This window comes from Sphingobium sp. CR2-8 (assembly GCF_035818615.1).
Taxonomy (GTDB): Bacteria; Pseudomonadota; Alphaproteobacteria; order Sphingomonadales; family Sphingomonadaceae; genus Sphingobium.
Map to the genome: position 1 here is coordinate 39,947 of NZ_JAYKZY010000002.1, position 26,701 is coordinate 66,647.

The following is a 26,701-nucleotide window of genomic DNA, read 5'->3' on the forward strand; positions in this document are numbered from 1 at the left end:
CCATGCGTCGCACATTAAAGCGGCAGGGTTTGCCGACGACCCTGCGTCGGCTTAGGGAAGCAACGCCACTGCCTGCTGTCTCTGGATCGTCCGCGACCGGCATACGGCGCCTATGCGCTGCCTATGAAGCGTCACGTCGCTATTATCTTCCAGTCGATCATTGCCTGATCCGGGCACTGGCCCTCTACCGCCACGCGCAGCAGCGCGGCCATGATGCGAGGCTGGTCTTTGGTGTCCAGTTGCATCCCTTCTCGGCGCATAGCTGGGTTGAGCAGGACGATCTCATTCTCGACGATCGTGTCGATCATGTGCGGCGTTTCAAGCCGATACTGGTCCTGTAATGGCGCTCCGCTACATCGCGCTCGTCTTTCCAGGCGATCTCCTCGAAAGCATCGACATGGTGGTGAATCGCGTCATTGCCGTGACGGGCTTCACAAAGGTCGCCGCATTCGGCCGCGCGGTCGTGTTGGTTGAACCGGGCAGCCCGTTTGTCATGGCGGACGACCGCGCCGGGATCATTCTGGGCTATATGTTCGAAAAGGTTGGCGGTCGCAGCCGCCAGGTCGCGGCCATCTCCCAAGCACCGCTGGCCAATAGCGGGTCGTCGAACTGGGGGGCTTATGTCATAATCCGGCAGAGCCCGGACGATAGGGCGATCGAGATTACCCGCGATCCGTCCGGCATGATCCCCTGTTATCATGTGCGGCAGAAAGGAATTATTGCGTTTGCGTCCGAGCCGGCTTTGCTCGTCGACGCGGGTCTTGTCGGGACCAATATCGATTGGCGGGCACTCACGCGGTTCCTGATCGCCGATCAAATGCGTCCGGCGCAGACCTGTATCGAAGGCCTGACCGAGCTTCCTGGGGGCTCGCATATGCGGGTTGCCGAGACGGGCTCGCTAAATATCGAGGCATTTTGGTCACCATGGCAACAGACGGATCGCGTGTCGCTCATCCGCGATGAGGTGGAGGCCGCCCGCCTGCTGCGCGAGACTATCATGGACTGCGTCCAGGCGTGGACGCAACCATTCGCACATATCCTCCTTTATCTATCGGGGGGCTTGGATTCCTCCATCGTCGCGGCGGCCATGCCCCAGGACGTTCGCGCAAGCCATATGACGTTGGTGACCGCCGACCCGTCCGGCGACGAGCGGGATTATGCCCGGCAACTGACCAATCAGCTCGGGCAGCCTTTGTTCGAAAAAATGCTGGAAGTGGGCCTCGTTGACCTGCATCGCTCTGGCGCCGCCCGCTTTCCACGCCCCTCGGTCCGATCCTTCGCCCAGGCAGGCGACGCGCTGGGGATCGAACTCGCAGACGAGATAGGGGCAGATGTCTTCTTCAACGGCGGCGGTGGTGACAATGTCTTCTGCTATCTGCAATCCGGAGCGCCGATCGCCGATCAGATGCTGGTGGAAGGGATCGGTCGTGGAACATTGCGGGCGATCATGGATATGAGCGCGCTCGCGCATGCTGATATCTGGTCTGTCGCGAGAAGCGGTTGGCGAAAGAGCCAGCAAAAAGCAGCACAATACGCCTGGAAGCCGGACCTGAGCTTTCTGTCTCCCGCTGCAACGCAGGAGGCGACTGCAGCCTGCAGGCACGATTGGCTGGACGCGCCCGACAATGCGCTGCCGGGAACGGCAAGCCATATCGCCCTGCTTTTGCGCATCCAGAACCATCTCGACAGCGAACGTGCTTTCAATAGACCCGTCATCTCGCCCTTGCTGTCGCAGCCAATCGTGGAACTTTGCCTGAAAATTCCATCCTGGCTCTGGTGCCGCGACGGCCGCAATCGCAGCGTCGCCCGTAAGGCGTTCGAAGATGTCTTGCCCCCGCCGCTTGTCGCCAGATTATCAAAAGGCACCCCCGACAGCTTCGTAGCGACCCTGTTCGAAGCCCATCGGAAGACCATTGCGACCATGCTACGGGAAGGTCTTCTGGCACAGGCGGGCCTTCTGGATATGGGCGCAATCGAGCAGAGCATCGATCGGTCGCAACATGCCCGGAACGGCGATTTCTGGCGGCTGATGCGGTTGGTCGATGCCGAAGCATGGGCGCAGTCATGGGCTGCGCGCTAATGATGAACCCATCCCATTATGGACGAAGTTGCGATTTCAGCCTCCGCCACCGATCATATTGCGCCGCCTTCTCCGGCGCCGGATCGACGGCATCACGCAACCAGAAATTGAACCAGTCGATATTGCGCGCATAGATGGCCATGCGGTGAGCCGGTTGCCACTTGATGTGGTGATCGCCCGGAAAGAGGAACATCTCGACCGGCGGGCCAATCTCCCGGAAGGCAGTATAGGCCTCGAGCGCGCGCAGATATTCATCGCTGGCCAGTTGCATCAGGACGGGTCCCTTGATCCTGGCGGCATTCATGGCGGGCGAGATGGGTTTCCAGAAGGCTGGATTATCGTTGGTTGGCGCGGGGTAACCGAAACGCCGCCGTTCCTTTTCCCAGGCTGGTCCACCCATGATCAGGTCCGTCTTGGGGTCGGCGCAACAGGTGCTGACAGAGGTTGCAGCGAACAGATCGGTATTGATGAGCAAATACCAGGCGGTGGTCGAGCCATCGCTCAGACCGGTCAGGCCGATCCTCTTCGGATCGATCACGCCTGTCGCCATAGCCGTCTCGACGCCGGCGACGATGGACGAGGCCCCATTGTGCCGTTCCCGCCATCCTTTCACATTTTCCGATTCCGCATCCTTCCACGTCCGCCAGTTGCCTTGCTTTAGACTGGTAGCGAAGAACGGCGGGCTCTCGACGCTCAGGACGGCGAAGCCCTGCGCGGCAAAGGCATGGATGGGATATTCGTCACCGATACTGCCACGCAGGAAGCCGCGTGTTCGATATTGGACGACGATCATCGGCAGTTTTGCGCCGACGGGGTAATTGGCGGGCAGGACAAGGTCGCCGAAGGTCTCAAAGCCCAACGGATTCTTCCAGTAAAGGCGCTGGACCTTTCCCATCTGCAAATACTGGAATTCCGGGTTTGGATCGAAAACGACCGATGATCTGCCGGTATCGGCATCCAGCGCCACTATGCGCCGGGGCTGGGTCGACCCTTCCTGCGCGCAAATCAGATGATCCTCCAAAGGGAGGCAGCCCGTCAGCAGGCCATCAGTACCCCACATCTTTCGCGGGGCGGCGTGTCCGGGCGTCCATAGATAGAATGTCAGGCGACTGCCGCCGTAGCCGTCGCGGCGCAGGTACCGGACGGCCCCATGTTTGGCGGACCACCACATGCCGATGATGCCATCGGTACAGCTGCTGTGCTGACACTGCCATTCACGTCCCTCCCGGTCCTTGCCCCACAAGCGGATGGGACTGAGATAACGATCGGGCACCTCCGCCTTCACCCACCCTTCCTCACCAGAAGGCCCTGTGATGGCCAAAGGACCTCCCAGCAGCATGCCCGGACCGATCCTGTCGAGCGCGGTCCGCTCGGCTGGCGTGGCGGCGCGATCCGATGAGGACGTCGAAGAAATATCTGCAGCGGCATAATGAAGGGGCAAAGGCCCCCGGATCATCGGTCGGTCACCATAGATGGGCATCGCCCGATCGTCGAAAAGGTAGCCTGTCAGGCTTTCCCGATCGAGCTTAGCATTTTCTTCGATCAGGGATGGTCGGTTGGCATATATGAGCGCCCTCCCGTCATCCGACCAGGCGACGGCCTCGACATCGACGGGGGAATGGGACACCTGCGCGCCGCTTTTTCCATGCACGCTCGCGCGCCATGCCTGCGTCCTGCCCCCATCCTTGCGCAGATACGCAATCTGGCTGCCATCGGGCGACCAGCGCGGCTGGTTGATCGCGGCGATACCCGTATCGGTCAGAAGTCCGCGCTGCTCGCTCTGGAAGGTAACCCGGATCAATTCTCCACCTTGATCGACGAGCCGGGCGACGCTGTCCGGCCGAAGATCGACCACCACGAGGCCCTGGCAATAGCTGTTAGTCTCAGGATGTGCCCGGGTCAGGATGAAGGCGATCGACCGCCCATCGGGTGACAGGGCTAGCGGACTCTGTCCTGCGGGCATGCCGCCGATTGGCCCTATGTCCCGCAACTTCGCGATATCGCCCGCCGTTACCGCGCGCGCGACGTCCTGACGCAGACCGGGTAGCAAATCCGCACATTGCGAGGCCATGGCTGGCGGCCCGCAGACACTGCCCAAAAGCAGGCCGATGCCCCCGATCAACAACCGTGCGCGATAGTTCATCCATGCCAATGTCATGACGATCACCAATGCTTCGTAATCGAAAGGCTGACGAAGCGGCCGATCGCTGAATTGTTGGTGGAGTCGTAGGGCAGATCGTAAACTTGCGAGCGGCGCACGACCCCCGGCTTCTCATTGAGGATATTGAGAAGGGTCAGCCCCACATCCATGTTCGATAGCAGACCCGCCTCGCCTATATGATGCCGCGCCGTAAGGTCGATCGTCGTCATCTCGCCCGATCGGGTGACAGGCGTGAAGCGAAGGTCTTCCGTCGATCCCATATAGCTCAGGGTGCTCGACAAGGATGTGGCGCCGTTGGTCCAGGTGACGGCACCGCGACCCCGATAATGGGGCGGATTGAAGATCGTGCCTGCCAGAGCCACGAGCGGCTGGCTGGCACTCAGCTTTTGCGCGCTATGCAGATAGCTGCCGTTGGCACTGAATGTCAGTCGTTGCCCGCCGCCAAGGGCGAGCGCGTAGCGAACCGACAGATCCACGCCCTTGATATTCTGCCGCGTAGCATTGGCGTTGCGATTGTCCACAATGGCGACAACGGTCGCCGGATTGTAGGCGCCGGTCAGATAATTGATCGACTCGGTATTTGCCAGAGCGGACGCCTTGTCAGCCTCGGACGGCGAGACATTGATCAAATCCGCATAGATGGGATTGCTCAGCGACTGACTGCTGTAGGTGATGGGTGCGACGATGCGATCGCGATAGGCAATGTCGAAATAGCTCAGTTCGATCTGCAGGTCTGGGACTGCTCGTGGGTGGAGATCGAGCGTCGCTGTCCAGCTCGTGGCGCGCTCGGGCTTGAGATCGGGGTTCCCCCGGTCACCAATAGCGCGGTGGCGTTCGCCGGATAGCCCGATCCGCCCACATTGCGCACCGCGGTGACCGATACGAATTTCCCCGAATATTGATGGAACATGGTGGGCGCCTTGAACGATTTCCCCCAGGATCCCTTCAATGAGAAATCGGGCGTGGGCGCGTAGATCAGGCCGAGCTTGGGCGTGGCGATCTTGTCGATGCCCGGATAATCCTCATAGCGGATCGCGCCACTGAACGTCAGTTGATCGACGAAGCGCACGCCCATCATCCGCGAGACAAGCGGCAGGTTCAGTTCGGTAAAACCGTAATAGCTGTCCTGAGACACATTGATGTTTTGCGGCGAGCCGGTTGTCCGATAGGCATGAAATCCATTGCGTCGATAGCCGCCGCCGACGGCGAGTTTGGCCTCGCCGCCCGGCAACTGCATCAGCGGCCCGCTGGCATTCAGTTCGATCGACTGAGCATCGTTGCAATAGCAAGCGCGGACCGACGAAAAGACGGATCCGCTGATGTAGGTGTCGGAATCATAGTGCGTCTTGTCCTTGCCGTACATGCCAGCAAGGGAGAGCGACCAGCCCTGGCCGACCGACCAGTCCAGCGACGGCGCCAGAGCGAAGGAGGTATTGCGCGGAAACAGCAATGTTCCCAACTGGCGATAGTCTCCGGTCGCGTTAAGCGGATAATTGTAGAGGCTGGTGCGGTGGTTGTAGAGCGCGTCGAGCGAAAATGTGAGATCAGCGGTCAATGCCTGATGGCCACTCATGATCAGGTTATGCCGTTTTACAGCGGGAAAGAGGGATTGCCCGCCATAGTTGGCGGTATAGCTGCGCTGGCGCGCCTCGATCGCCGTGTCGCGTTCGAAATCATAGGCTATGAAGGCCCCGCCGCTGCCCCATTTCTTCCCCATGATAACGCCATATTGCTGCTGCTCGTTGCCGCCGTCGGTCGATATCCCCAGCCGGGCGCTGGTGCTGACGCCGTCGAAGTCGCGTTTCAGGATGATGTTGGCAACGCCGGCGACAGCGTCAGATCCGTAGATCGCGGACGCACCGTCCGCCACGATCTCGAGGCGATCGACGGCCAGCATGGGGATGGCGGACACATCGACGCTTTGCCGCGACACATTATAGGCCAGCCGATGACCGTTGAGCAGTGTCAGGGTTGCATCCGATCCCAGGCCACGCAGATTTATGCTCGATCCCGAGCCGACATTGACGCCGCTGGCCGAAGGGACATTCAGTCCAACACCAACATTCTGGCCGCCACCGAAACTCTGCGGAATGCTCCGGACGACGTCGCCAAGATTGGTTTGCCCGGCGTTGCGCATGTCTTCCTGATCAAGCACGATCGTAGGCGATGGCGACGTAACACCCTTCAGCCGGGATCCGGTGACGACGATCGCGTTCGCCGCTTCACCCGTGGCGAGGGCATCCGCCGCCCCGTCTCGCCCCCGAATGAAGATAGTCCCGTCTGTAATGCGTGCATGCAGGCCGGTTCCGGCCAGCAATCGATCGACGGCGACCTGCGGCGTGAATTGTCCCTGGAGCGGAGGCGCAGTAAGTCCGGCGACATCGGCAGGTACGAAGAGTATCTCCATCCTGGATGCAGCGGCGGCCTCGCGCAGCGCATCGGCCATTGGCTGGCTGGACTGATTATAAGGCACCGCGACGTCGGTTTGGGCCGCAGCACATTGGTACACCGCCAGCGTGGTCAGCGCCGCGCTGGCGAGCAGAGTAGAATGCAGAATCCCGGAAATACGCATTGTCAGCCCCTTTTGTGACGCCTGCCGTTGGCGGTCGTTCAAGGGGATCGATGCGAGGTTGGGCGAAGACCTTAAGGTGGACGTAAAATAATTTCAGCGTCGCAGGACGATCGCGCCTGACGACCGATGTTCTACGGTCAAATCGAGACTTTGGGCCAGGTTGGCAGCGAGCCGGTCGGGATTGTCGATCCGAAACCGTCCGGACAGCCGCACGTCGGGAAGGCCGCTGCCCTCGATGCGGATCGGCGCGCGGGCGTACCGGTTGGCGATAGCGACGATTTCCGAGAGGGGGCAGACTCAAATGCCATCATGCCATCGACCCATTCGATGTCGCGCGGGTCGATGGCGGCGATTGGCACGGCATGATCGATCCGGGTGAAGGTCAGGGCCTGACCCGCCTTCAGCGTACGTGGCGGCAATGGACGTGCGATCGACGGTTGCACATCGACGCCCCCTTCCAGCAATCTGACCTGCACCGCGCCGCCAGGCGCAAGTGCGACGTCAAACACTGTCCCGGTTGCTGTCACTGTACCTGTTCCGGCGTGCACGATGAAGGGGCGGCCGTCATGGGCAACGGAAAAGCGCGCGCGGCCGGCATCCAGCCAGATATCCCGGGCCTTGGGATTGAAGGCAAACCGCATTACGCTTTGCGTATCCAGCGATACAAATGATCCGTCAGGCAGGCGCCGGCGGGAAATCGGACCATGCTGATTTTCTAAGGTGGCTGATGCGGCAACTGCGTCGGTTGCAGCCGTCTGCCGACCATTGGTCTCGATTGTGGCAGGGGGTGATAGCGTGTTCCAGAGCGGCCAGGCTGCGCCCAACACGACGACAACGATCGCGACGAGAGCCCATTGCGTGCGGTGACCGGGACTATCCCCCGGTGTTCGCTGCCATCGCGTTGATCGGCTCAACATCTTCGCATCGTGAAAACGGCCGGCCGCTTTATTGTAAGCCGAAAGATTGGCAGGGTCGGCGGCGAGCCACGCATCCAGATCCGATCGATACCGCTCGGCATCGGGTCGCTGCATTTTCGCCAGCCACATGGCCGCAACGGTGCGCGGGTCCAGGTCAGGGGCGGGATCAGCGGGCAAATTGGTCATGGTCGTCCAGATATTGGTCGATATGGGCTATGGCGCGCATCATATGATATTCCACGGCACCCATGCTTAGCGCGACTTTCGCCTGAATTTCCTTGTAGGTCATGCCGTCGCGCCTGCTCATCAGGAAAATCTCCCGTGTCTTTGGCGCTAGACCGGCAACGGCTTTTTCGTAAAGGACAAGGAGCTGACTGGCTTCGATCTCCATCTCTTGTTGTGGCGGATGGGCGCAATCGCAGTCATCCTCAAACGCCACCATCTGCCGCTCGAAGGCTCGTCGTGGTCCACGGGCGCGGCCAAACAGGAGGTTTCGGGCAACGCGTTGCAGATAGGCGCCGGGATTGACCAGATCGCCAATGCGCGGGACGCGCGCGATCTGAACGAAGCTCTCCTGGACAAGATCACTGGCGGCTTCGGCATCTCCGGTCTTTCGCCTAAAATAGGAAAGCAGGCGTGAAGACTCTTGCCGAAAGAGCGTGTCGAGCAGCGCGCTCTCCGCGCTGGGCGCCGTCAGCACCGGCCGGTCCTTTGGCCCGGCGCTCATGGCAATGGCTCGCAGTTCGTCCGCGCAGGCGGGCAGCAATGGTAAGGCATGGAAAGCGTCCACGCGGCATGCTGGAATATCCGGAAAAACCGGACAGCCAGATCAGCGATGGTCGCCGTCGTCCAGCGCGGTGTGCGCCTTATCCCGAAACGGCCACCCGTCCGGACAGGACAGGTGTGCATGATGCTGGCAGGGAAATCCTACACCCGGTAGCCAGATCGATCCCGTAGTGCCCAGCAATCATGCCAACTTGGCAAAGGGCATGCAAGGGTGGGTCAGCCCGCCGTGCGGACCTCGCCTTCCAGGACGGCCAAGCGTTCCGAACACACCATATGTACGACGCGCCCCAGCTCCTCGATCTGCTCAGCCAACCAGTTGAGCTGCTCAAGCGAGACGCGATAATGTTTGGAATAGCGCGCCTTCACATAGGCGTCCTTCAACTTCTCGAAGGCAGCGCGGTCCTTTTTCGTGTCCCCTGGCCAGACATGGACGAGACGCCGATCGATGCGCTCGGCCTGCGTCCGCAAGAAGCCCAGATTATGCACATGGGGCGTATAGAAAGTGCAGACGAGGAGAACGCAATGATAAAGCCGTTCGCATGCCTGATGCAGATCAAAAGCTGCGTCCTTCACGTAGCCCTTTTCAATGTAAAACTTAGCGCCTTCGAACCTTTTCATCGCTGACGGGAACCACTCTTCGTAATATTCTTTGGCCATCTCCAGCGCTTGGCCAGGCGTTTTAGGCTTGGGCTGGTGGAGTTCGGTATCCTCTGCCTCATATAGCGCGATACCGTCCCGGGCGACGTCCATGAAGAAATAGCGTCCGTGGGCCAGGCCGTCGTTCACCTCCTGAAGGGTATGGACGATGAAGTTCACGGGTGTCCTCAAACCTTTAGTGACGGTCAGTTCGAGAATGAGGCGTTGATCCAGCTTGGACCAGTAGGTGACGCGATCGGTCAGACGCTGATCGTTGACGATGATCAGGACGTCATAGTCGGATTGATATCCTTTGGCCGTATGCGGCTCATCCACCCATCCTCCGCGGGCATAGCTGCCGTACAGAATGACCTTCAAAATGCGGCCCTTCTTTTTCCAATCATGGCGGGCAAGCGCTAGCGCATCATCGAATTCCTCGAAGATGATCTGCTTTACCCGGTCGAGCTCGCGCTGCTTGTTGGCCGGTAAATGTTCGAGATCGGTTCGCATTTCGCCATCTTAACGTCAGAGGGGCACTGCTGCCCAGAACAAAACGGATCAAATTGGGCCGATTACCACTGGCGCAAATTGCGTCTACTTGTCGGGCCGATGGTAGTTTGCGCCCCGCCGCTTCGCGGCAATAACTGGGACCTTTTGGTCCGTCCGCTTCCGAAGGCCGAAGCTAAAACTCAGTCGTTCAGAGCGGATTGCCCATTAGGATATAGAGCTACCTGTCCTGCTGCGACCTGAAGCCGCCAACCGTTTGTTCGCCGGCCGAACTACGTCAGCCGACTGGATGCCCTGGCGTCGATGCACAGAGTGGACCCTCTACATAGACGCTTGCGAAGCTTCTCTGTTTGCTTACTCAACCAATTGATTCGCGCGATAATCGAATTTCTTCAACCCACGCTCGCATCCGAGTTACAATTTTAGCCGGGCAAACTGATCGCGACTGGGTCCGCGCCTTGAAATAGCCCACGTTGATTTCGGCAGTGACCGGAGAATGAAGGCTTTCAGATCAAAGCAAGAACAATTATGTACCTTGCATGTCTGTCACATCGCGAGAATTGCCGGCACCAAAGCACTGGCAGGAATTTGAAAATCTTGCATTCGACATCTACCGGCGGATGTGGAAAACGAACGATGCCGAGATGCATGGACGCGAGGGGCAGCCACAGGCAGGCGTTGATGTCTATGGCACGGATCGCGTCGAAGGCCGCTTTACCGGTGTCCAATGCAAAGGCAAGGACGGCGACCTTCCGACCGCGGTTACCGAGAAGGAACTCAGGGCAGAAGTAGCCAAGGCTCGAACCTTCCAGCCCCCTCTTGAGGTCTTCATCCTGGCGACCACGGGTCCTAACGATCAGGCCCTGCAGCAGGTCGCGCGACAGATCAGCGCCGATCATGCCAAGATTGGATTGTTCGAGGTCCGGTTCACCGGCTGGAAGACCCTACGCAATCTGGTCGCGGACCATCAGGATGTTCTCCTGAAATATTATAGCGACTTGGCTCCGGTTGATGTCGCCGGGCAGATCGCCGAAATCTCGCATCAAAGCGCGGCTGGCTTCGAACAGACGCACAAGCTGATGCGCACCATGATACAAACGATGTCGGATGTGCGCGGCGGATCGGATGACGGCGATGCGCTTGCAGCGCAGGTCTCCGAGATAAGCAAGCTGATAGGCGATGGTTCTCCTCGCGCGGCAATCAAGGCGCTGGAAAGATTGTTGGCACAGGAAGGAGAGAAGGCCAGCCCACTTGCAAAATACCGCATACTAGCCGGACTTGGTAACGCCCACTATGCGTTGGGAGATGAGGAGCGCGCGATCAGCCTGTTCCGTCAGGCTTTCAAAGCCCATCCCGACTATCCCAATGCACGCGCAACGAAGGCCCTTGCCCTCGCCCTAGAGGGCAAGCGGGAAGAAGCAGAGCCGATCGCGACATCCGCCTTCAAAGATGATCCGTCCTCTGCGCGGAATGCCAGCATCTGGATCTCTACCCTTGCGCCGGGCACGCCTGTCGCTGACATTGAAGCAGCCCTGTCCCCAGAGTTGATGGAATCAGGAGACATTCAACACCACTTGGGCTTAAGGGCACGCGAAAATGGGGATAGCGCGGCGCATCTCGCTTATGCTGAAGCAGCCTTGCACATCGCGCCGGACGACTGGCGGATCATGTCGTCGGTTGGAGAGGCACTGGTGCAACCGCTCTCGGCGCTGGATGCGCTGGGCATCACCCGTGAGATTCCAGAGCATCTACGCGGCGACATCGATCGGGCGATCCACCTCATGCAAGGCGCATGGGCGAAACTTGTCGAGCAGGACTCAAGCTTTCAGGGCCAGCACGTCGCTGCCAATCTCATCAGCCTTCTAGGCATGCTGGGACGCGACGCCGAGGCCGAGCAAATTCTTGACCAAGCGCTCTCCGCTAATCCCGACTACGCCGCCTATGGCATATTCGAAGCGCGCAGGCAGGCTGCGAACGACGACTGGGCCGGAGCAGCGCAGACACTCGACAATTTGCCGGAAGGCGAACTCCCATTCGATGCATTTCTGCTTCGGACCTATGCCGCCTTCCAGATGAAAGATGCAGAGGCGGCCATTACGTGGTCGAACAAACTGGGCGCCGCTGAGCGAGCGGACGTGCCGCCAGCCGAACGGATCGAACTTGTCAAAGCCATGCAGGTCCAAGCGGCAATCTTGGGCGGCACCGAAAGGGACGCCGCCATTAAGGCGGCTATCGATGAGAACCCGAACTCCATTGTGATCCGGTCGGTACTTTTCGACGGCCTTGCGCAAGAGGATCCTCTGCGAGCAAGATTGGTCAGCGAGATCGAGACCCTCGCACAAAGCGAGCTTAGCGTTCGCGAACGCATGCACGCAGCCGAAACGCTCTATGTTGCCGGTCATTATTCGATGGCCGCCGATCTCTATGAGCCGTTGCACCAGAAGGACGACAATTATGCTTTGCGGCGGCGCCTGCACGCTCTGAACCTTGCCGATCGTCGGGCAGAAGCACGCAAATTGTTCGAGACACTCCCGCCTGACCTGAGGACGTCCGACGGTTATCTGCCGGTAGGCGTAGCGATCTACGAGCGCTCGGGCCTGCTGAAGCCGGCCCTCGCTCTTGCAGAACGCGCTCTGCAGAAGCTCGACGTGCTCCGCAACCGGCTGATCTGGATCCAGTTGCTCATCCGCCTCGGTCGGCCCGGCGACTTCAGGAACTGGTTGCAGAAGGCGCCCGATGACATCGAGGGCGCGGCTCTTGAGCTAATCAGCCTCGCCCAACTAGTGGACCGCTATCTTGAAGACGCGCCACGGGCCCTTTCCTTTGGCTATCGTGCCCTACGCGACGGCTATGCACAGCCGGGTATCCATTTGGCCTACGCGCTCGGCCTCATCATTGGGGGACGATCGGGCAATGTCACGATGGTGGCACCGGACAGGGTGGAAGCCGGAACAGGTGTCGTTCTCATCAATGATGCGACCGGAGAAGAACTCCATCGCATCATCGAGACGGGCCCCGACCCGCGCGTCGAACGCGACGAACTGTCGCCCGTCGATGGTTTCGCCAAACGCCTGCTTGGTTTGCGAGTCGGTGAGACCGTCGAGATCGCGAAGCTGGGAACCCGACCACAGGTCTATCGTGTGTCCGAGATCCAGACCCATGTCCTGTTTGCCTTTAGACGCACGATGCGGCAATTCCCTATCCTTTTTCCGGACAATAGCGCCTTCGGGTCGATCACGATCGACGACAGCAAGGGCGATGAGCGGTTTGAAGAAATGTTCGCGATGGCGCGTGCGCGTGCAGATCGTGGCAAGGAACTAGAAACGCTTTACCGCGACAGCGTCGTTCCGATCCCCATGTTCGCGCGCTTCGCTGGGGCCTCCGTCTTTGAGGTCTGGGAGACCTTCAGACATCCTAAGGGTCTTGGCTTGAAAGTGGCCCTTGGCGAAGAGGCCGAGTTCGCGAGCGGCCGTGCTTGCGCCGACAGTGGCGTAATGGTCGTCGATCCCCTGTCTATCTATGCCTGGTCGCGCATGGGGTTAGGTCCGATTTTTAGTAAGCTTAAGGATCGGCTTGCTGTAGTCCAGTCGACCGTCGACAGTCTTCGGCATCTAATTGAGGAGCGCGAGGGAAATCGCGGCCGCAAGTCGGGGACCTTCGGCTGTGATGGTGATAGATATTATCTTGAGGAGCTGTCGGAGGAGGCCGTCACACAGCAAATCGCTCACGCGAAGGAAGCGCTAGAGCTTGCTGAGGCCTTTCCCGTGGTGGCGGCAGAGAGCGACCAGCAATTACCCCAAGGCGTCTCGGACATGCTGGCAGATCTCAACCCTGCGTATCATGACAGCCTCCTTGCGGCACTGGCGCCCAAACGAGCTTTGCTGACAGACGACTTCGGCTTTCGTGTGGTTGCGCAGGCGGGCGGCGCAAGCACGACCTGGACCCAGGCATTTGTTCAGCAAATCGGGCTCGTTAACAGACTGACTCATCCGGAATATCGCCAAGTCGTAGGCGGTCTCATGGATGCCAAGTACAATTTCGTGCAGTTCAGCGCTGCCGAGATCATCGGCGAGCTTCAGGATAGCGCATGGGAAGTCAATGATCGCCTGCGTGACTTCGCCGGCCATTTGACGAGCCAATCGCTCAATAAGACGAGTGCCGCTGTGGTCTTGGCTGAGGCGATTCTTGAGGCTAGGCGGTTGGTTGGCAGCGCGAAGGCGGCCGTCTTTCCCAAGCTCCTGATTGAGGTCGCGACCGGGATGGAGCGCGCCGAGCAGGCCCATGCGCTTCTGGCTATGGTGCAACCAGCCATGCGTGCGCTTCAGGCCCGAGTCATTATTCGCGTGACGCTGCCACGCATGCTTTTGCACACGACTCATTTGAAACCGGTCGATCACCTCATTGCAGAACCAACACGGCTCGCATCGCAGGACATTGATGGCTTCTGGACGGCACTACGTGTTGCGGGCTTGCGTACGCCGGCACGATAGGGTCAAGATCCCTATGCAGATTGAGTGTAAGCGGTAAAAATCCCCCACATTTTCATGATTTGGCGATTTGGTAATTAGTGCGCCTTGCATTTGCGAGGTTGCGATGAGTGGTGATTTCGAAACGGGTTTCGAAACTGAAAGGGCTGAGAGGGTAGGCAAGGCCGAGCGTCTTGATGTCATTCCCTTGTCGAATGGCAACCGTGGATGGACTCCGGCGGCGAAGGCGCGGATCATTGAGGAGAGCTTCAAGCAGGGAGCGAATGTGTCTGAGGTGGCGCGGCGTCATGGCATGCTCCCGCAACAGCTTTATAACTGGCGAGGGCGTTTCCGAGAGCGGGCCGAGGGGATGGCCTTTGTTCCCGCGGTGATCGAAGACCCGGCTGCACCTCCCGTACCGCCGCCATCTTCCGGGCCACCGGCGCCCTCAGTGTCATCGTTGCCCGCGAGCCTGAGGAGTGGCGGTGAGATCGTCATCGAGACCCGCGGGCTGTCGATCCGCATCCCGTCGCACGTCGATGCCGACCATATCGAGCGGGTGCTCCTGGCCGCGCGGGTGACCACGTGATCATCCCGCCCGGGCCGTTGAAGGTGCTGGTTGCAACCCAGCCCGTGGACTTCAGGAAGGGCATGGTAGGCCTCGCCTCACTGGTGCAGCAGGAACTGCGGCTCGACCCATTCTCAGGCATGCTTTTTGTCTTCCGGGCACGCCGGGCAGACAGGATAAAACTCCTGCTATGGGATGGCACCGGGCTCGTACTCGTGACGAAGCGGTTGCAGGATGGGAAGTTCCGCTGGCCCCGACCGGGAGACGGCGTGATGAAGCTGTCGGCGGCCCAGGCTTCGGCGTTGTTCGAGGGGCTGGACTGGTCGCGCATGCATGTGCCGCGCGTGCCAAAACCACTTCATGCACAGTAGATCGCACGCCTGATTCTGTCTGGCGCAGGGGTGTTCCCAGCCGTGCGAAACCGGCTAGAATACGGGCGTGGCGGCGCATCCTGAACCCCCTCTCGAGACCAGCCCGGAGGCTGGATATGACGAGCTTCCCGATAATGTGGAGCAGCTCAAGGCGATGGTGCTGGCCGAGCGCGCTCGCGCGGCGCGGCTTGAACATATCCTCAAGCTGATCAACCGCTCGACCTTCGGCAAGCGTTCGGAAAAGCTCCCGGTCGATCAACTGGCATTGACGCTGGAAGACCAGGGCGTCGCCCTTGGCGAAGCCGATGGCTTGCAGGACAAGACCGCCGAGGAGGCCGAACGTTATGGCCTCAGGCCGCGTCGTCGACGGGCTCCGGATGCCGAGCGCGCATCACTGCCAGCGCATCTGCCGCGCTTCGAGACAGTGATCGAGCCCGAAAGCCTGGAATGTGCCTGTGGCGGGGCGCTACACAAGATCGGTGAGGACCGGTCCGAAAGGCTCGACATCATCCCGGCCCAGCATCGTGTGATGGTGACGATCCGACCCCGCTATGCCTGCCGCTGCTGTAGCGACGGCGTTCGCCAGGCGTTGGCACCGGCACATGTCGTGCCGGGCGGCTTGCCGACCGAAGCGCTGATCGCCGATGTTCTGATCAACAAATATTGCGACCACTTGCCGCTTTACCGTCAGTCGAAGATCTTCGCCCGGCAAGGCATCGAGATCAGCCGCGCCACTCTGGCGAACTGGGTTGGTCGCGGCATCGCTGCGCTGATGCCGATCACCGACAGGATGCGCGCCGATGCGCTTGCCCGTGCCCGTCTGTTCGTCGACGAAACTACGGTCAAGGTGCTGGCACCGGGAACGGGCAAGACGAAAACCGGCTACATGTGGGTCATAGTGTGCGACGATCGCGCTCATGGCGGCGTCGATCCGCCTCTGGCGCTCTATACCTATATGCCGGGACGCGGAAAAATGTGGGCCAGGCAGTTGCTAGGGTCATACCAGGGCATCCTACAGGTCGATGCCTGGCAGGCTTATGACCAGTTCGGCAAGGATGATAGCGCCGACGCCGGCGTCACGAAGTCCTTTTGTTGGGCTCACCTGCGACGCGGCTTCGTCGATGCAGGCAGCGATGCCCCGGTCGCGCAGGACGCCTTGCAGCGCATTGCCGAAATCTATCGCATCGAGAAGGAAATCCGGGGGCGCGCGGCCGAGGAACGCCTTGCCGTCAGGCAGGAGCGAACCCGTCCACTGGTCGACAAGCTCCATGCCTGGTTCGCCGCCACCGCACCGCGCATGATGGCTGGATCGGCAACGAGCGATGCGATGAAATATGCGCTCAAGCGCTGGGCGGGCTTTACCCGGTTCCTCGACGACGGCAGGATCGAGATCGACAACAACGCCGCCGAACGGGCCGTCAGGCCGGTGACTCTCCAAAGAAAAAATGCACTCTTCACCGGCCACCAACTCGGCGCCGAAAACTGGGCAGCGATCTCCTCGCTGGTCGAAACCTGCAAGATGCTGGACGTCAATCCCTACGCCTATCTCTGCGATGTCCTGGCCCGGATCATCACCCGCGCAGACACCGATCCCATCGACGATCTGTTGCCGTACAACTGGCTCGATGCCAACGCCGCCCAAGCTTCGTTCGAACTAAGCAGCATCGCAAGCGCCGCCTGATCACTCAGATGACAGCACCGCTCCCAAGGCCACGTGGGGGATTTTTACCGCTTACGATTGAGTCCCTTTCTCTGACGGTGTTTCTGCGCGCGGATTCGTTTCCTCCTTTCAGGCATACTGGCCGCGGAACCTCAGACCTTTTGGGCCCGCCACGCGGACAGCACCGCATTGACATCCAGCGCTGCAGGGGCGGTCGCCCATGCTGTCGCAAATGATGCATCGTCACTGGCAGGACGAGGATCAGGCGCAGTGATTCTGATACGCGTCGGCATGATTACCGAGTTGCCCAAAAGGATGGCTTCCCCTCGACGTAGCGTCGAGAACATCGATGTGATTCCTCGAACTGAATCCGGCAGCAGATTGCGGACATAAGACTGATCGTCTGGGTTGGAGATTCGCAGGCAAAGGAAGCTGCCACATTGCGAAAGGATGGTGCTGGAAAGTTCGCGCGGCCGCTGGCTGATCACCGTCAGGCTGATTCCATATTTTCGTCCCTCCTTAGCGATACGCTCAGCCGATTTACGTGCCGCCTCGCATGCGGGGTCGTTGTCCGAAAGGTAGATATGCGCTTCGTCTGCGAAAACGGCTATCGGATAGCGCTCATCCTTCAGGCGGCGATGCCAGTAAGCGAAATCGAACAAGCAGCGCTGAATGAGTGAAATGATGGAGGCACGCACGTCGAAGGGCGTCGAGCTTAGGTCGATCACAACCACCTTCTTGCGGCCGCCATCCAGTTCACCCAGCAACCGACGAAATAGATCGGACATCGTGGTCGACGACGTGTAGGTCTGTGGCTTGAAGATTAGGTCATACCGCTGGTCATTCAAACGGGAGTCAATGCGCATCAGAAGGCGCGTAAATTGACCATATAAAGGTCCATTCACAGGCTTCGTAGCGCCGGGCACCTTTTCGGTATCCAGTCGCCGAAATTCGTCTACGATCTCACTCAGCGAAAAATGGACCGGAGTATCGATCGTTATCTTTGGAATGCCGAGCGTTTGATTTTCCGCGTCGTTCTGTTTGGCGGCCTGAAGCAGTTCCTTGAACTTCGCGATCTGATTGGGCGCCGAGGATTCGGCTCGGTCAACCATTAGCCCGAGAAGCTCTTCGGAATTCATGAGCCAGTAAGGCAGTTCGAGATCCGTCGCAGAGATCACCTCGGCTTGATCGCCGAAAGCCTCTCCATACTCGCCATGCAAGTCGAATAAAACCACTGTCGCCTGTGGGAATTCGCAGAGACGCTGGATGATAGACGCGACCGTCCAGGATTTGCCGCCGCCAGTCTGGCCTAGGATCGCTGCGTGCCGTGTCAAAAATGAGTTTAGGTTGATCTTCGCGTCTTGCGCCGGGATGAGTGAAAGACGGCCCAGCGAAAAGTCACCATCGGCATAGCCCGCATAGATTGCATCGATCATGCGGTCATCCACCGCAAACACCGGTGCATTGACCGTCGGGAGCACGTCAGTGCCGCGCTCGAATTTTCCGTTGGCGTCGACTGTGCCTACTGGCACGGTCGAAAGCGTGCGCGATACACGGTCGATCAGCAGCACATCGGCCTCTGCGGCATGACGCATTTCGGGGGAGGATATCCTCTCCTCCTTCATCTCGATACCTGTAACCATAGACAGCAGGAAACCAGACGGCAAAGAGACTAGGACGAAGGTCCCCGGCTGCCCAATCAGGAGCGGAACTGGCCCATCCGGACTGGGCACATCTACGGTCATACTCGCCGGCACACCCGCGCCATCTTCCGCCTGATCGTCCAGCAGGGAAACGAAAACCTGATCACCGGAGACAGCGATAATCTTCCCGATCCTATATTCCGTCACTTCGCGTCCCCCTCACTTGAACATTTCGACGAATTTGCTGAACTTCCAGCAATCCGTCCCAGTGGTATGAGCGACGCCCTTTGCGATGCCGCCGGTGTCAAAACCGGCGTTAAAGGCTCCGGCGGTTTTTAAGGCAGCCATGCCGTCGGTCTCCTTGTCGCAGAGCGCAAACAGCCGGATCCCGCCGCCGTTCACTAGGGGCGTTAGCAAGTTCTCGTTTATGTGGTCATCGCCGAAGCTGAACCCGCAGCTCGCAACATATTTGCACTCGGCGCCGAGCGCGTTGCGTGCCGCGGTGAAGAGCGCATCGTGAGGAGCGTGGAGAGTCTCCATCACCTTACGCCGCCTCGGGAGGATCATGACCCGCCGGTCGGTAGGATCAATGGCATCTGGATGCCGCTCGAAAAATCGCCCATCTCGGCCAAACCAAGAAACCGAACCATGGAGCTTTATGAGTCGCACCGTCAGCACGGGGTGCTCAGCAAAATTCGCTTTAACGCGACGCCCGCATGACAGCGCAAAGCGTTGCGGATCGAAAAACCGCTCGACAGACCCCACAAACCCAGTTTCAATGACGACCCCGGCTTCCGCGCCGGCCATTTCAAACAGAAGATCGTAGTTCGTGCTGAAGATGTGCACGCAAGCTGGTGCTCCGAAGGCGCGCTTCTTCAACGATTCCAACAACTGGACGTGGAGGTCCAATGTCGGCTTCTTAACGCTGAGAATGATATCTGTGACCAGTTCGCGAAGTCGGGTCTCAAGATCGTAAAACCGGGTTTGAGCGGACGAGATCGCGTGCGAGATAACCAGATCTGCGATAACCTCGACGTTCGGATCACCCCATGAAGGATTGTAGCTTCTACCGGCTGCGTTCAGGACTTCGTCCAGTGCACTCTTCTCGGCCGTGTTCAACGCACCCACGACGGACTTGGTGAGTCCAGCCATCATAGGATAGCCCGCCTCCAGCGACGTCCCCGCGCCGAACAGAAATCCCGTAGTCTGCAACCCGCCGCTTTTCAAATTCGGCAGAACATCTTCTAGAATCACCTTGCCCCCGAGTGCGATGTCACCTGATTATTGGGTAATTTCACAAATACATGACGAACATCAACCCACTTATCAGTACTGCTCTCGCACCGGGCCGGATGATGATGGATGACTCTGCCAAATGAAAGGCGGACAGGCTGGGCCTAGGGGCTAAAAATTCCCTGCTGAACGTCCGTGAAGTGGCAACTGATGCTGTTCACCGTAGCCCATCGCCAGTGCAGCCATGCCGGTCGCATCGTCGGTCATGAAGAGTTATGCAAAGAGAGGCACGCTAGGCTAGGGCCAGTTTGAGGAGTGGTGCGATGTCGCGGCTCCTGGTTGCCACAAAACCAGCTTGAAATCGGGCGTTCGCAGGTCCATGTTGCGACCACGGGCCACCGTTGTAACTCCGAAACCGAAACTCGACGAAAATCGCTAACCTGTAACTCGAAAACCGAAAACCGAGGCGGCCCCCAACAAAGACGATCGCGAAAGCGGCCGCTTGCTGAGGTTTTGTGGTTATGAACAGGTGGATGTGGCAGGCTACGGCCTCTGTCGTTCGGGAACTTCTTAAATCGGGTCATGTGAAGCTCGGGGCGGCTTTGTTCGCACTCGTAGTCGTTTGCTCGACGACGGCGTTCGCACTAGCCGTTCTGGCAAGTGGAAAAGCCGCGTCTAGCGGGATGGACCTAGCCAAGAGCCAGCTCGAGCCTAAGGGCGGTGTGCCGGTTACCAAAAGACATCACTAGTTTATCTTAGAGCGCAAACCCGGCCGGTGGGTGAGCATTAGGCGAGTAGCAGGTTTCGGCCTGACCGACCGTTCACGCCCTATCTGCTAAAGGGCGTGATTTGGTCGGGGCGCACCTTTGAGCGAACGGCGGCTATACCAGCATCCCCGCGCGTAACCAGACATTCGCCTATCGGCCAGCTTTGGATAGCTGCCCTTCCGGACCTGGAGATCGAAAATTGGTCCCTGTATGGCAAAGAAGGGTCGGCGGGAGAAGTGGCGATCCCGAGCGACGCGCTTGGCCTCCGATCAGCGAAATGGAGCGGCACGCTCCCATTTTCCCAGCTTCAATCTGCGGCCTCATCCCAGAAGCTCATTAATGACGTGATTGCGGCGTCGATCTGCAACAGCGGTACGCCATCTCTTGCTTCAAATGATATGCCGCTCAAGAAGGTGCTGAATATCCTTGCCATTGCCGTTGTGTCAGTGCTTGGGTGCAGATCTCCGTTCGCTTTAGCTCGCGCCACATGCCGGTAGATACCTTGACGATTGCGTTCGCGCTCCTGTGCAAGAAGAGCTTCTACCTGTCGGTTTTCAGGTGAGCAGTTGTTGGCGCCCAGCATGATCAGGCAGCCCGGGGGATGCGATTGTGCCGTTTGCATAGCTGCGGACTCACGCAATGCCGTTTCGATTGCATCGCGCGGCGTGTGGGTGTCGTCTTTTAGGGGGGCGGTCACCTGTCCATAGGATCCGATATATCGGTCTACCACTTCGTGGAACAGAGCCTCCTTGGAGGTGAAAGCCGCATAGAAGCTGGCTGAGGATAGCCCGCCCATGCTTTCGCGCAACTGCGCCAAAGAGGTCGGCTCGTAACCCTGAGCCCAGAAAAGCGTCATTGCAGTATCGATAGCGGCGTCTCGATCAAAGGCGCGCGGCCGTCCCGTGCGTGGCATTGCCATCTCCATTTATGGACCGAACAATCTATAAATCATTGCCAGCCCGATGTCACTTATGTATTTATGGATCGATCAATCCATAAATGTGAGTTCTCATGCCGAACGAAAATTCCAACGGGTCCAATGACGCCATGCCAGTTTCCGCGCTTCTTGCGCTTGCGATGACTGGTTTCATCTGCATCGCGACGGAAACCCTGCCGGCTGGCCTTTTGCCGCAGATATCTTCTGGTATGGGCATTTCATCGGGGCTCGCGGGACAAACTGTCACCGCTTATGCGATCGGCTCGCTGATCGCTGCCATTCCCCTGAGCATAGCTACGCAAGGATTGCGGCGGCGCAGCGTCCTTTTGCTGACGATTGTCGGCTTTCTGATCTTCAATTCAATAACCGCGCTCTCGCACCATATTGTTCTCACAATGACCGCGCGCTTCATGGCCGGCATGTCGGCGGGATTGGCCTGGAGTCTGCTTGCAGGATATGCGCGCCGGATGGTCGCCCCCGAACAGCAGGGCCGGGCGATGGCGATCGCCATGGTGGGAACACCCGTAGCTCTGTCGTTGGGCGTTCCTTTCGGAACCTGGTTAGGCTCCGTTGTCGGCTGGCGTTCTGCCTTTGGGGTGATGTCATTTCTTACGATTGTGCTGATCCTATGGGTGTTGGCCAAGGTCCCTGATTATCCCGGCCAGCTTCGCAGCGCGCGCATGCCCATCTATAGCGCGCTTAGGACGCCGGGGGTTCGACCCGTTCTTGGCGTGGTCATCAGCTGGATGCTCGCACACAACATCCTTTACACATATGTGGCGCCGTTTGTGACACCTGCTGGCCTGGCGAACCATGTGGATCTTGTACTGCTCATATTTGGCATGGCCGCTCTGGCCGGGATATGGGTGACCGGTAAACTGGTGGACCATTTCTTGCGGTTGACCGTGCTTGCGAGCCTCGCGTTTTTCGGCCTGATCACGTTGATCTTTGCGTTGGATGCGCAATCCGCCATCGTAATCTACGCCGGCACCGCGGTCTGGGGGCTGACCTTCGGCGGAGCGGCGACTTTGCTCCAGACCGCCCTCGCAGATGCCGCCGGCGCCAGTGCAGACACAGCTCTTGCGATGAATGTTGTTGCCTGGAATGGTGCGATCGCAGCGGGCGGCATTGCTGGCGGCTTCATGCTTGAGACATGGGGGGCAACAGTATTTCCCTGGGCCATGTTTGCGTTAATATTGGTTGGTTTCATGCTGGCATGGTCAGCACGTGCGTACGGCTTTCCTGCAGGAAGCCGTACAGGAGATGTTGCGGTCATCGGGCATTGAGCTAGCTAGTCGGTGTTCCAGCATGAGTGCAGCAAGGTCTTCGATTTTGCCGCACCCTAAGGCAGCCGGAATTACAAGCTGACTGTCTGTAGTTGGAGAACTGATATTGGCCGCTGGACGTCTGATTTGGGTCGTCGTGAGACAAAGACTTTTGCTCTGCAAAAAATCTGTCCGTATTAACAAGGTATCTATAGAACAGATCGCCCTTCCTAGCCTGGAGCGAGATCGAAAGGTTTACCTGCCCATTCATGTCGCACGTGGAATCGTTGGCACTTCTGGGAACGCCAGCGGTTGGCAGACTGAGGAGAGTGCTTCATGTCCGACAGGATCGTGTCGATAGGGTTTCTGACCGAGCGAGACCTAAAGCGGCTGGGCGACGGCTTTCAGCGTCATTTTCCTATATCCAGCGACGACATGTTGGCCGATCTGATGGCGAAGCTGGATCGCGTGCCGCCCGTTGGAATGGCAAAGCCAAGAGATAGGCGATAACGGACAGGTTGGGCTATGCCCCTTTTTGGGCGGCAGGGTCTAAGGCTCCGCGGGCGAGAAAAACGGCGCGAAAAGACCCGCGCCGTTTTCGCTATTTACCTATCCACTCTTACTTGGACTTCCCAGATTGTCCGGAAGCCTGGGACACGGCGCTGCCCGCCGACCGGAGATCCTTGCCTGCGCCTTCCACCGTATTGCAGGCGGTGAGGCCAAGAGCGGCAAGTGTGGTCACTGCAAAAGCGATCTTCGTCATAATCTTGTCCTTCATTCCTGACAGATGGCTCAGCGGTTGCCTTTGAGGGCGGGGATGGCGGCCAGTGCTGCCGACGCAATTGCCAGCAGGCTTATGACCGGGTGCGCCCGGTAAAAGGCGCGGGCTTCATCGATCACTGTCCCCAGCAACCCCTCCACCTGGCCCTCAAGCTGGCGGGCCTGACCCCGCAACTGGGTTTCCTTGTCCCCGGTCAGAGCGCCGAAGCCCTCCTCCAGCGTGCCGACCTTGTCCTTGATGGTGCCCATGATGTCGTGCTTGTTCATGATGATGTTCCTATACGTGTAGATATGGTTGGATCGGTCAGGGGTTGCGCCGGGTCGCGACGATACCGCCCGCTGCGGCCGCGCCTGCGCCCAGCAGCATGACCAGGAACAGGGCGAAGGCCGTGCCTGCAGCATAGTCCGCACCCTTGGCCCCCGCGTCGATCGCGGTGTCTACGGCGCTCTTCTTGGCGAACAGAAAGTCCTGCCGGGCCTTTTCCACCTTGGCGCGGGCGTCGCTTTCGCTGATCTTCTGCTGGGCTGCGATGATCGCCGCGATGCGATTTTCCGCTTCCTGTCCTTCCGCGCCGCCGCGCGCCATGCCGGGGAGTTCAGCCACGATCGCCTTGCGGCTCTGCTCGGGCGTCATCTGCGCGGGGTTGGCGGGGGCGTCATCCAGCAGCGCGCTGACCTGCGCATCGACGTCCGCCTCATCGATGCCGGCAGCCTTGGCCACGGTGGGCGTAATGACGCCGGCGCTGGCCGTTGCCGCGGTGGCGAGGCCGCCCACTGTGCGGAATGCGCCACCCACCAGACCGCCGATCGCGGAACTGAGCAGGTAGAAGGTCAGCAGCAGGGTCAGACCCCAGATGGCGACGCCGTGCAGGACGCCGTCGATCGGCCGCCTTGTGTGAGAGATGGTCGCGGCGGCGAAGGCGCCGGCGCCCAGCGCGATCACGGTGCTCAGCGTCCACCAGATGATGGCGCCAATGCCAAGGCCGCCGGCGCTTGGCCCGCCATTACCGGCCGGGTCCAGGCTGGAAAAGCCAATGCCCGCGCCCAACAGGCCCAGCATCAGTTCGATAGCGAGCGCGACGACGGTGCCGACGAGCAGCGCCGACCAGCTCATACGCGGGGTGACGCGGACGTCAAAATGCGGATCGTTCATGGTCGTTGCCATGGAAGCCTCCTGTTCTTTGATTATTTGGGGGGAGAGGCGCTTACTTGCTCTTCAGCGTCTTGATGGCAGCCTCGATGGTTTCGGCTACGCTCGATTGCGCCTTGCCGCCCATCTTTTCAGCAGCGCCTTTCGCCTGCGTTTTACGGTCGCCGGTGATTTTGCCGATCGCTTCCTTGATCGACCCTTTCACCTGGCGCGCTTCGCCCTTGATGCGGTCTTCGTTCATATGATCCTCCATCGTCGTGGCGGGCCGAAGCTGCGCCGATGATGGAGAAATAAGGCGGGCCGTTTCCGTGTGGCAGATGCGTAAATACTAAATCGTATAGTAGTTCTGCATCATAAAGTCAGTTTATCGGCAGCTTCAACGGATAGCCGCGCTCGCGCGCCCACAGCACGGCCTGGGCGCGTCGGTTGACGCCGATCTTAGCGTAGACGCGCGCAACATGATTGCGCAGCGTGTTACGGGAAACCCCCATCTCCCGGGCTATGACCGTGTCGTCGCCGCCCTCGCACAAGCGGCTGAGCACTTCCTTCTCCCGCCGCGTGAGTTCGCTGGTTTCGACTGGACGCGGCGCGCCATGGGGCGTGCGCAAATTGGCAAGCTTTTCCACGACGGTTCGACTGAACCAATTGGTGTCCTTCATCACGGCTTCAATTGCGCCGATCAGTTCCAGTTCGCTGTGGCGCCGTTCGTGGATGTCCTGGATGACCCACAAGATGCAGGTGTCTCGGCGCAGCGAGATGGAGGCGGCCGAGACCAGACATTCGGTCAGGCCGCCGTGCTGGGTGCGCACCGTTGCATCTTTGCCGCGAAAAGCCGTTCGTTCGCTTAGTTCTTCCTCAGCCGTGTCAAGGAAGGTCCCATCTTTCCATAATTTAAGCGCCGCCATGGTCCTGCCCATCGCCTCGTCCGACGACCAGCCGGTAAGCTGGTGGAAGGCGTCGTTGGTATCACATAAGATGCCATCGTCCCGCGTGGTGATCGCCATAGCTACCGGGGCAAGGCGAAATGTCGTGACGAACCGCTCCTCGCTGTGCCGCAGTTCATTCTCCGCCTGCCTGCGCGGCTCCAAATCTGCGAAAGAAAAGAGCATGCAGGGCTCGTCATCCAGTTCGACCGGTTGTCCAGCGACGATCACTAGCTTGCGGCCGCCGTCGGGCAGTTCGATATCCGCCTGCATTTGCGGCACGGTGCGGCCTTCCCGGAGCCTGTCCTTGGCCCCGTCGAGATTTTCGGCGTCCTTGAGGATATCGATTTCGTAGAGGCTGCGACCAAGGACTTCATCCTTCTGATAACCGGTGAGGTCCACAAAGCCCTGGTTGACCTTCACATAACGCTGGTCGGCCAAGCGCATGATGACGGCAGGCGCAGGATTGACGTTGAATGTTTGTTCAAAGCGCTGCTCTGCTTCAAAACGCAACGACACATCCTGGATGACAAGCACGAGCAGGTCAGGATTCCCGTCCACATCGGTGAGGATCAGGCTGCGTATCTGGTGTATCCATCGAGGCTCGTCCTCGTCTTGCGGAATGACTTCGACGATGACCTCATCAAAGGCTTCTCCGGCGATGACCCGGTCGATCGGATAATCCCCTTCTCCCAATCTATGCTTGTTGCGATAGCGCAACTGAAAGCGCTGCCGGTAGTCGTCGACATCCGTTCCAAGGCCGCTCATCTGATCGACGCCGTGCATCCGAAGTGCGGCTTCATTCGCCCACAATATGGTCTGGTTTGCATCTACCAGCAGGACCCCTTCGCTCAGGCTGCCGATGATATGCCTGAGGCGATCGAGATCAATGGATGGTTGAACGTTGGTCATGCGTGAGTTTTAGCCGTTATAGGCATTTGGGCAAAGCGTTCGACGCAAGAGCCGCGCTTTCATTGAAATGGAATGCTGAAGTAGCGTCGATGAGCACGCCAAGGCTCCACCTAAGCGGAACGTCTGCACTTGGCGACGGGAATTGGTACGATGAACGTCTGCGAAGGGTGTGCGCCGTGCAAATCCGAGCCACGCGCGCAAGCGCAAGCGCTCGTCCAGCAGTACGAACGACCCGACCGCAACGATTAGCGGCTGAAGTGCGCCCAAGAGCGCCATGACGCCCGCAGGCATACCATCGCCAATCGCCCACCAACTCGCCCCCAGATACACGCCGTTCAGCAGCCCGCCTGCCGCAAAGTGGAGCGCC

Annotated in this window: 21 protein-coding genes; 7 read left to right on the top strand and 14 right to left on the bottom strand. The window is 59.4% G+C overall.

The genetic code is table 11. The annotated features are described in order from the left end of the window. Positions 1–2: 2 nt before the first annotated feature. The gene (locus U5A82_RS21695; RefSeq protein ID WP_442802151.1) at positions 3–341 is read left to right on the top strand and encodes a lasso peptide biosynthesis B2 protein; all 339 of its coding nucleotides are present in this window, start codon (positions 3–5) and stop codon (positions 339–341) included. Next, a complete protein-coding gene (locus U5A82_RS04105) occupies positions 341–2,080 on the top strand; it encodes an asparagine synthase-related protein (protein WP_326288875.1) in 1,740 nt (579 codons plus the stop codon). Before U5A82_RS21695 ends, U5A82_RS04105 begins: the two co-directional genes overlap by 1 nt. Positions 2,081–2,096: 16 nt before the next feature. Here U5A82_RS04105 and U5A82_RS04110 read toward each other — a convergent pair whose 3' ends face one another. The 6 genes from U5A82_RS04110 to U5A82_RS04135 all read right to left on the bottom strand — a co-directional run bounded on the left by U5A82_RS04110 (position 2,097) and on the right by U5A82_RS04135 (position 9,662). After that, positions 2,097–4,238: an Atxe2 family lasso peptide isopeptidase gene (locus tag U5A82_RS04110; protein ID WP_326288876.1), complete on the bottom strand. Its 2,142-nt coding sequence runs from the start codon at positions 4,236–4,238 to the stop codon at positions 2,097–2,099. Positions 4,239–4,243: 5 nt separating this feature from the next. After that, positions 4,244–5,062, bottom strand: a complete 819-nt coding sequence (locus U5A82_RS04115) for a TonB-dependent receptor domain-containing protein (RefSeq protein WP_326292838.1) — start codon at positions 5,060–5,062, stop codon at positions 4,244–4,246. Beyond that, positions 4,957–6,813: a TonB-dependent receptor gene (locus tag U5A82_RS04120; RefSeq protein WP_326288879.1), complete on the bottom strand. Its 1,857-nt coding sequence runs from the start codon at positions 6,811–6,813 to the stop codon at positions 4,957–4,959. Before U5A82_RS04120 ends, U5A82_RS04115 begins: the two co-directional genes overlap by 106 nt. Positions 6,814–6,950: 137 nt before the next feature. Further along, entirely contained in the window at positions 6,951–7,916 is a 966-nt protein-coding gene (locus tag U5A82_RS04125) for a FecR family protein (protein WP_326288881.1), read from the bottom strand. Further along, positions 7,897–8,430: an RNA polymerase sigma factor gene (locus U5A82_RS04130; RefSeq protein ID WP_326288883.1), complete on the bottom strand. Its 534-nt coding sequence runs from the start codon at positions 8,428–8,430 to the stop codon at positions 7,897–7,899. Before U5A82_RS04130 ends, U5A82_RS04125 begins: the two co-directional genes overlap by 20 nt. Before the next feature lie 302 nt (positions 8,431–8,732). Further along, complete coding sequence (locus U5A82_RS04135) at positions 8,733–9,662, bottom strand: HEPN domain-containing protein (RefSeq protein ID WP_326288885.1); 930 nt, start codon at positions 9,660–9,662, stop codon at positions 8,733–8,735. A 536-nt stretch (positions 9,663–10,198) separates the two neighbouring features. Here U5A82_RS04135 and U5A82_RS04140 point away from each other — a divergent pair. The 4 genes from U5A82_RS04140 (at position 10,199) to tnpC (ending at position 16,745) form a co-directional block, all read left to right on the top strand. Beyond that, positions 10,199–14,149 carry a PIN domain-containing protein gene (locus U5A82_RS04140; protein ID WP_326288886.1) on the top strand — a complete coding sequence of 1,317 codons (3,951 nt, stop codon included), beginning with the start codon at positions 10,199–10,201 and terminating at the stop codon, positions 14,147–14,149. Between the two features lie 103 nt (positions 14,150–14,252). Next, on the top strand, positions 14,253–14,714 hold the full coding sequence (tnpA, locus tag U5A82_RS04145) for an IS66-like element accessory protein TnpA (RefSeq protein WP_326288525.1): 462 nt from the start codon (positions 14,253–14,255) through the stop codon (positions 14,712–14,714). Continuing rightward, entirely contained in the window at positions 14,711–15,064 is a 354-nt protein-coding gene (gene tnpB / locus U5A82_RS04150; RefSeq protein ID WP_278391367.1) for an IS66 family insertion sequence element accessory protein TnpB, read from the top strand. The genes tnpA and tnpB overlap by 4 nt, the downstream gene beginning before the upstream one ends. Positions 15,065–15,218: 154 nt before the next feature. Continuing rightward, positions 15,219–16,745, top strand: coding sequence for an IS66 family transposase (gene tnpC, locus U5A82_RS04155; protein WP_326288792.1), 1,527 nt, complete (start codon positions 15,219–15,221; stop codon positions 16,743–16,745). Between the two features lie 131 nt (positions 16,746–16,876). Here the strand turns inward: tnpC and U5A82_RS04160 are convergent, their stop codons facing one another. The 3 genes from U5A82_RS04160 to U5A82_RS04170 form a co-directional block, all read right to left on the bottom strand. After that, positions 16,877–18,574, bottom strand: coding sequence for an ATP-binding protein (locus U5A82_RS04160; protein WP_326288888.1), 1,698 nt, complete (start codon positions 18,572–18,574; stop codon positions 16,877–16,879). A 12-nt stretch (positions 18,575–18,586) separates the two neighbouring features. Beyond that, positions 18,587–19,621, bottom strand: a complete 1,035-nt coding sequence (locus tag U5A82_RS04165; protein WP_326288889.1) for an SIR2 family protein — start codon at positions 19,619–19,621, stop codon at positions 18,587–18,589. A gap of 1,053 nt (positions 19,622–20,674) precedes the next feature. Beyond that, a complete protein-coding gene (locus U5A82_RS04170) occupies positions 20,675–21,280 on the bottom strand; it encodes a TetR/AcrR family transcriptional regulator (RefSeq protein ID WP_326288891.1) in 606 nt (201 codons plus the stop codon). 98 nt (positions 21,281–21,378) lie between these two features. Here U5A82_RS04170 and U5A82_RS04175 point away from each other — a divergent pair, with 98 nt between their 5' ends. Next, on the top strand, positions 21,379–22,590 hold the full coding sequence (locus U5A82_RS04175) for an MFS transporter (protein WP_326288893.1): 1,212 nt from the start codon (positions 21,379–21,381) through the stop codon (positions 22,588–22,590). A 598-nt stretch (positions 22,591–23,188) separates the two neighbouring features. On the opposite strand, the gene U5A82_RS04180 is transcribed toward U5A82_RS04175, so the two are convergent. The 5 genes from U5A82_RS04180 to U5A82_RS04200 all read right to left on the bottom strand — a co-directional run bounded on the left by U5A82_RS04180 (position 23,189) and on the right by U5A82_RS04200 (position 26,334). Beyond that, positions 23,189–23,332, bottom strand: a complete 144-nt coding sequence (locus U5A82_RS04180) for an entericidin A/B family lipoprotein (RefSeq protein WP_326288895.1) — start codon at positions 23,330–23,332, stop codon at positions 23,189–23,191. A gap of 29 nt (positions 23,333–23,361) precedes the next feature. Next, complete coding sequence (locus tag U5A82_RS04185; RefSeq protein ID WP_326288897.1) at positions 23,362–23,616, bottom strand: CsbD family protein; 255 nt, start codon at positions 23,614–23,616, stop codon at positions 23,362–23,364. 37 nt (positions 23,617–23,653) lie between these two features. Beyond that, positions 23,654–24,514 (bottom strand): hypothetical protein, encoded by an 861-nt coding sequence (locus U5A82_RS04190; RefSeq protein ID WP_326288898.1) that lies wholly within the window; start codon positions 24,512–24,514, stop codon positions 23,654–23,656. A 40-nt stretch (positions 24,515–24,554) separates the two neighbouring features. Next, entirely contained in the window at positions 24,555–24,740 is a 186-nt protein-coding gene (locus U5A82_RS04195; protein ID WP_326288899.1) for a CsbD family protein, read from the bottom strand. Between the two features lie 118 nt (positions 24,741–24,858). After that, entirely contained in the window at positions 24,859–26,334 is a 1,476-nt protein-coding gene (locus tag U5A82_RS04200; protein ID WP_326288901.1) for a PAS domain S-box protein, read from the bottom strand. Between the last annotated feature and the right edge of the window lie 367 nt (positions 26,335–26,701).

Coding starts and splice junctions, on each gene's coding strand:
- U5A82_RS04195 (WP_326288899.1), bottom strand. CDS start 24,740: ATGAACGAAGACCGCATCAAGGGCGAAGCGCGCCAGGTGAAAGGGTCG.
- U5A82_RS04185 (WP_326288897.1), bottom strand. CDS start 23,616: ATGAACAAGCACGACATCATGGGCACCATCAAGGACAAGGTCGGCACG.
- U5A82_RS04200 (WP_326288901.1), bottom strand. CDS start 26,334: ATGACCAACGTTCAACCATCCATTGATCTCGATCGCCTCAGGCATATC.
- U5A82_RS04170 (WP_326288891.1), bottom strand. CDS start 21,280: ATGCCACGCACGGGACGGCCGCGCGCCTTTGATCGAGACGCCGCTATC.
- U5A82_RS04180 (WP_326288895.1), bottom strand. CDS start 23,332: ATGACGAAGATCGCTTTTGCAGTGACCACACTTGCCGCTCTTGGCCTC.
- U5A82_RS04175 (WP_326288893.1), top strand. CDS start 21,379: ATGCCGAACGAAAATTCCAACGGGTCCAATGACGCCATGCCAGTTTCC.
- U5A82_RS04140 (WP_326288886.1), top strand. CDS start 10,199: ATGTCTGTCACATCGCGAGAATTGCCGGCACCAAAGCACTGGCAGGAA.
- tnpA (WP_326288525.1), top strand. CDS start 14,253: ATGAGTGGTGATTTCGAAACGGGTTTCGAAACTGAAAGGGCTGAGAGG.
- U5A82_RS04105 (WP_326288875.1), top strand. CDS start 341: ATGGCGCTCCGCTACATCGCGCTCGTCTTTCCAGGCGATCTCCTCGAA.
- U5A82_RS04120 (WP_326288879.1), bottom strand. CDS start 6,813: ATGCGTATTTCCGGGATTCTGCATTCTACTCTGCTCGCCAGCGCGGCG.
- U5A82_RS04125 (WP_326288881.1), bottom strand. CDS start 7,916: ATGACCAATTTGCCCGCTGATCCCGCCCCTGACCTGGACCCGCGCACC.
- U5A82_RS21695 (WP_442802151.1), top strand. CDS start 3: ATGCGTCGCACATTAAAGCGGCAGGGTTTGCCGACGACCCTGCGTCGG.
- U5A82_RS04190 (WP_326288898.1), bottom strand. CDS start 24,514: ATGGCAACGACCATGAACGATCCGCATTTTGACGTCCGCGTCACCCCG.
- tnpC (WP_326288792.1), top strand. CDS start 15,219: ATGGTGCTGGCCGAGCGCGCTCGCGCGGCGCGGCTTGAACATATCCTC.
- U5A82_RS04135 (WP_326288885.1), bottom strand. CDS start 9,662: ATGCGAACCGATCTCGAACATTTACCGGCCAACAAGCAGCGCGAGCTC.
- U5A82_RS04110 (WP_326288876.1), bottom strand. CDS start 4,238: ATGACATTGGCATGGATGAACTATCGCGCACGGTTGTTGATCGGGGGC.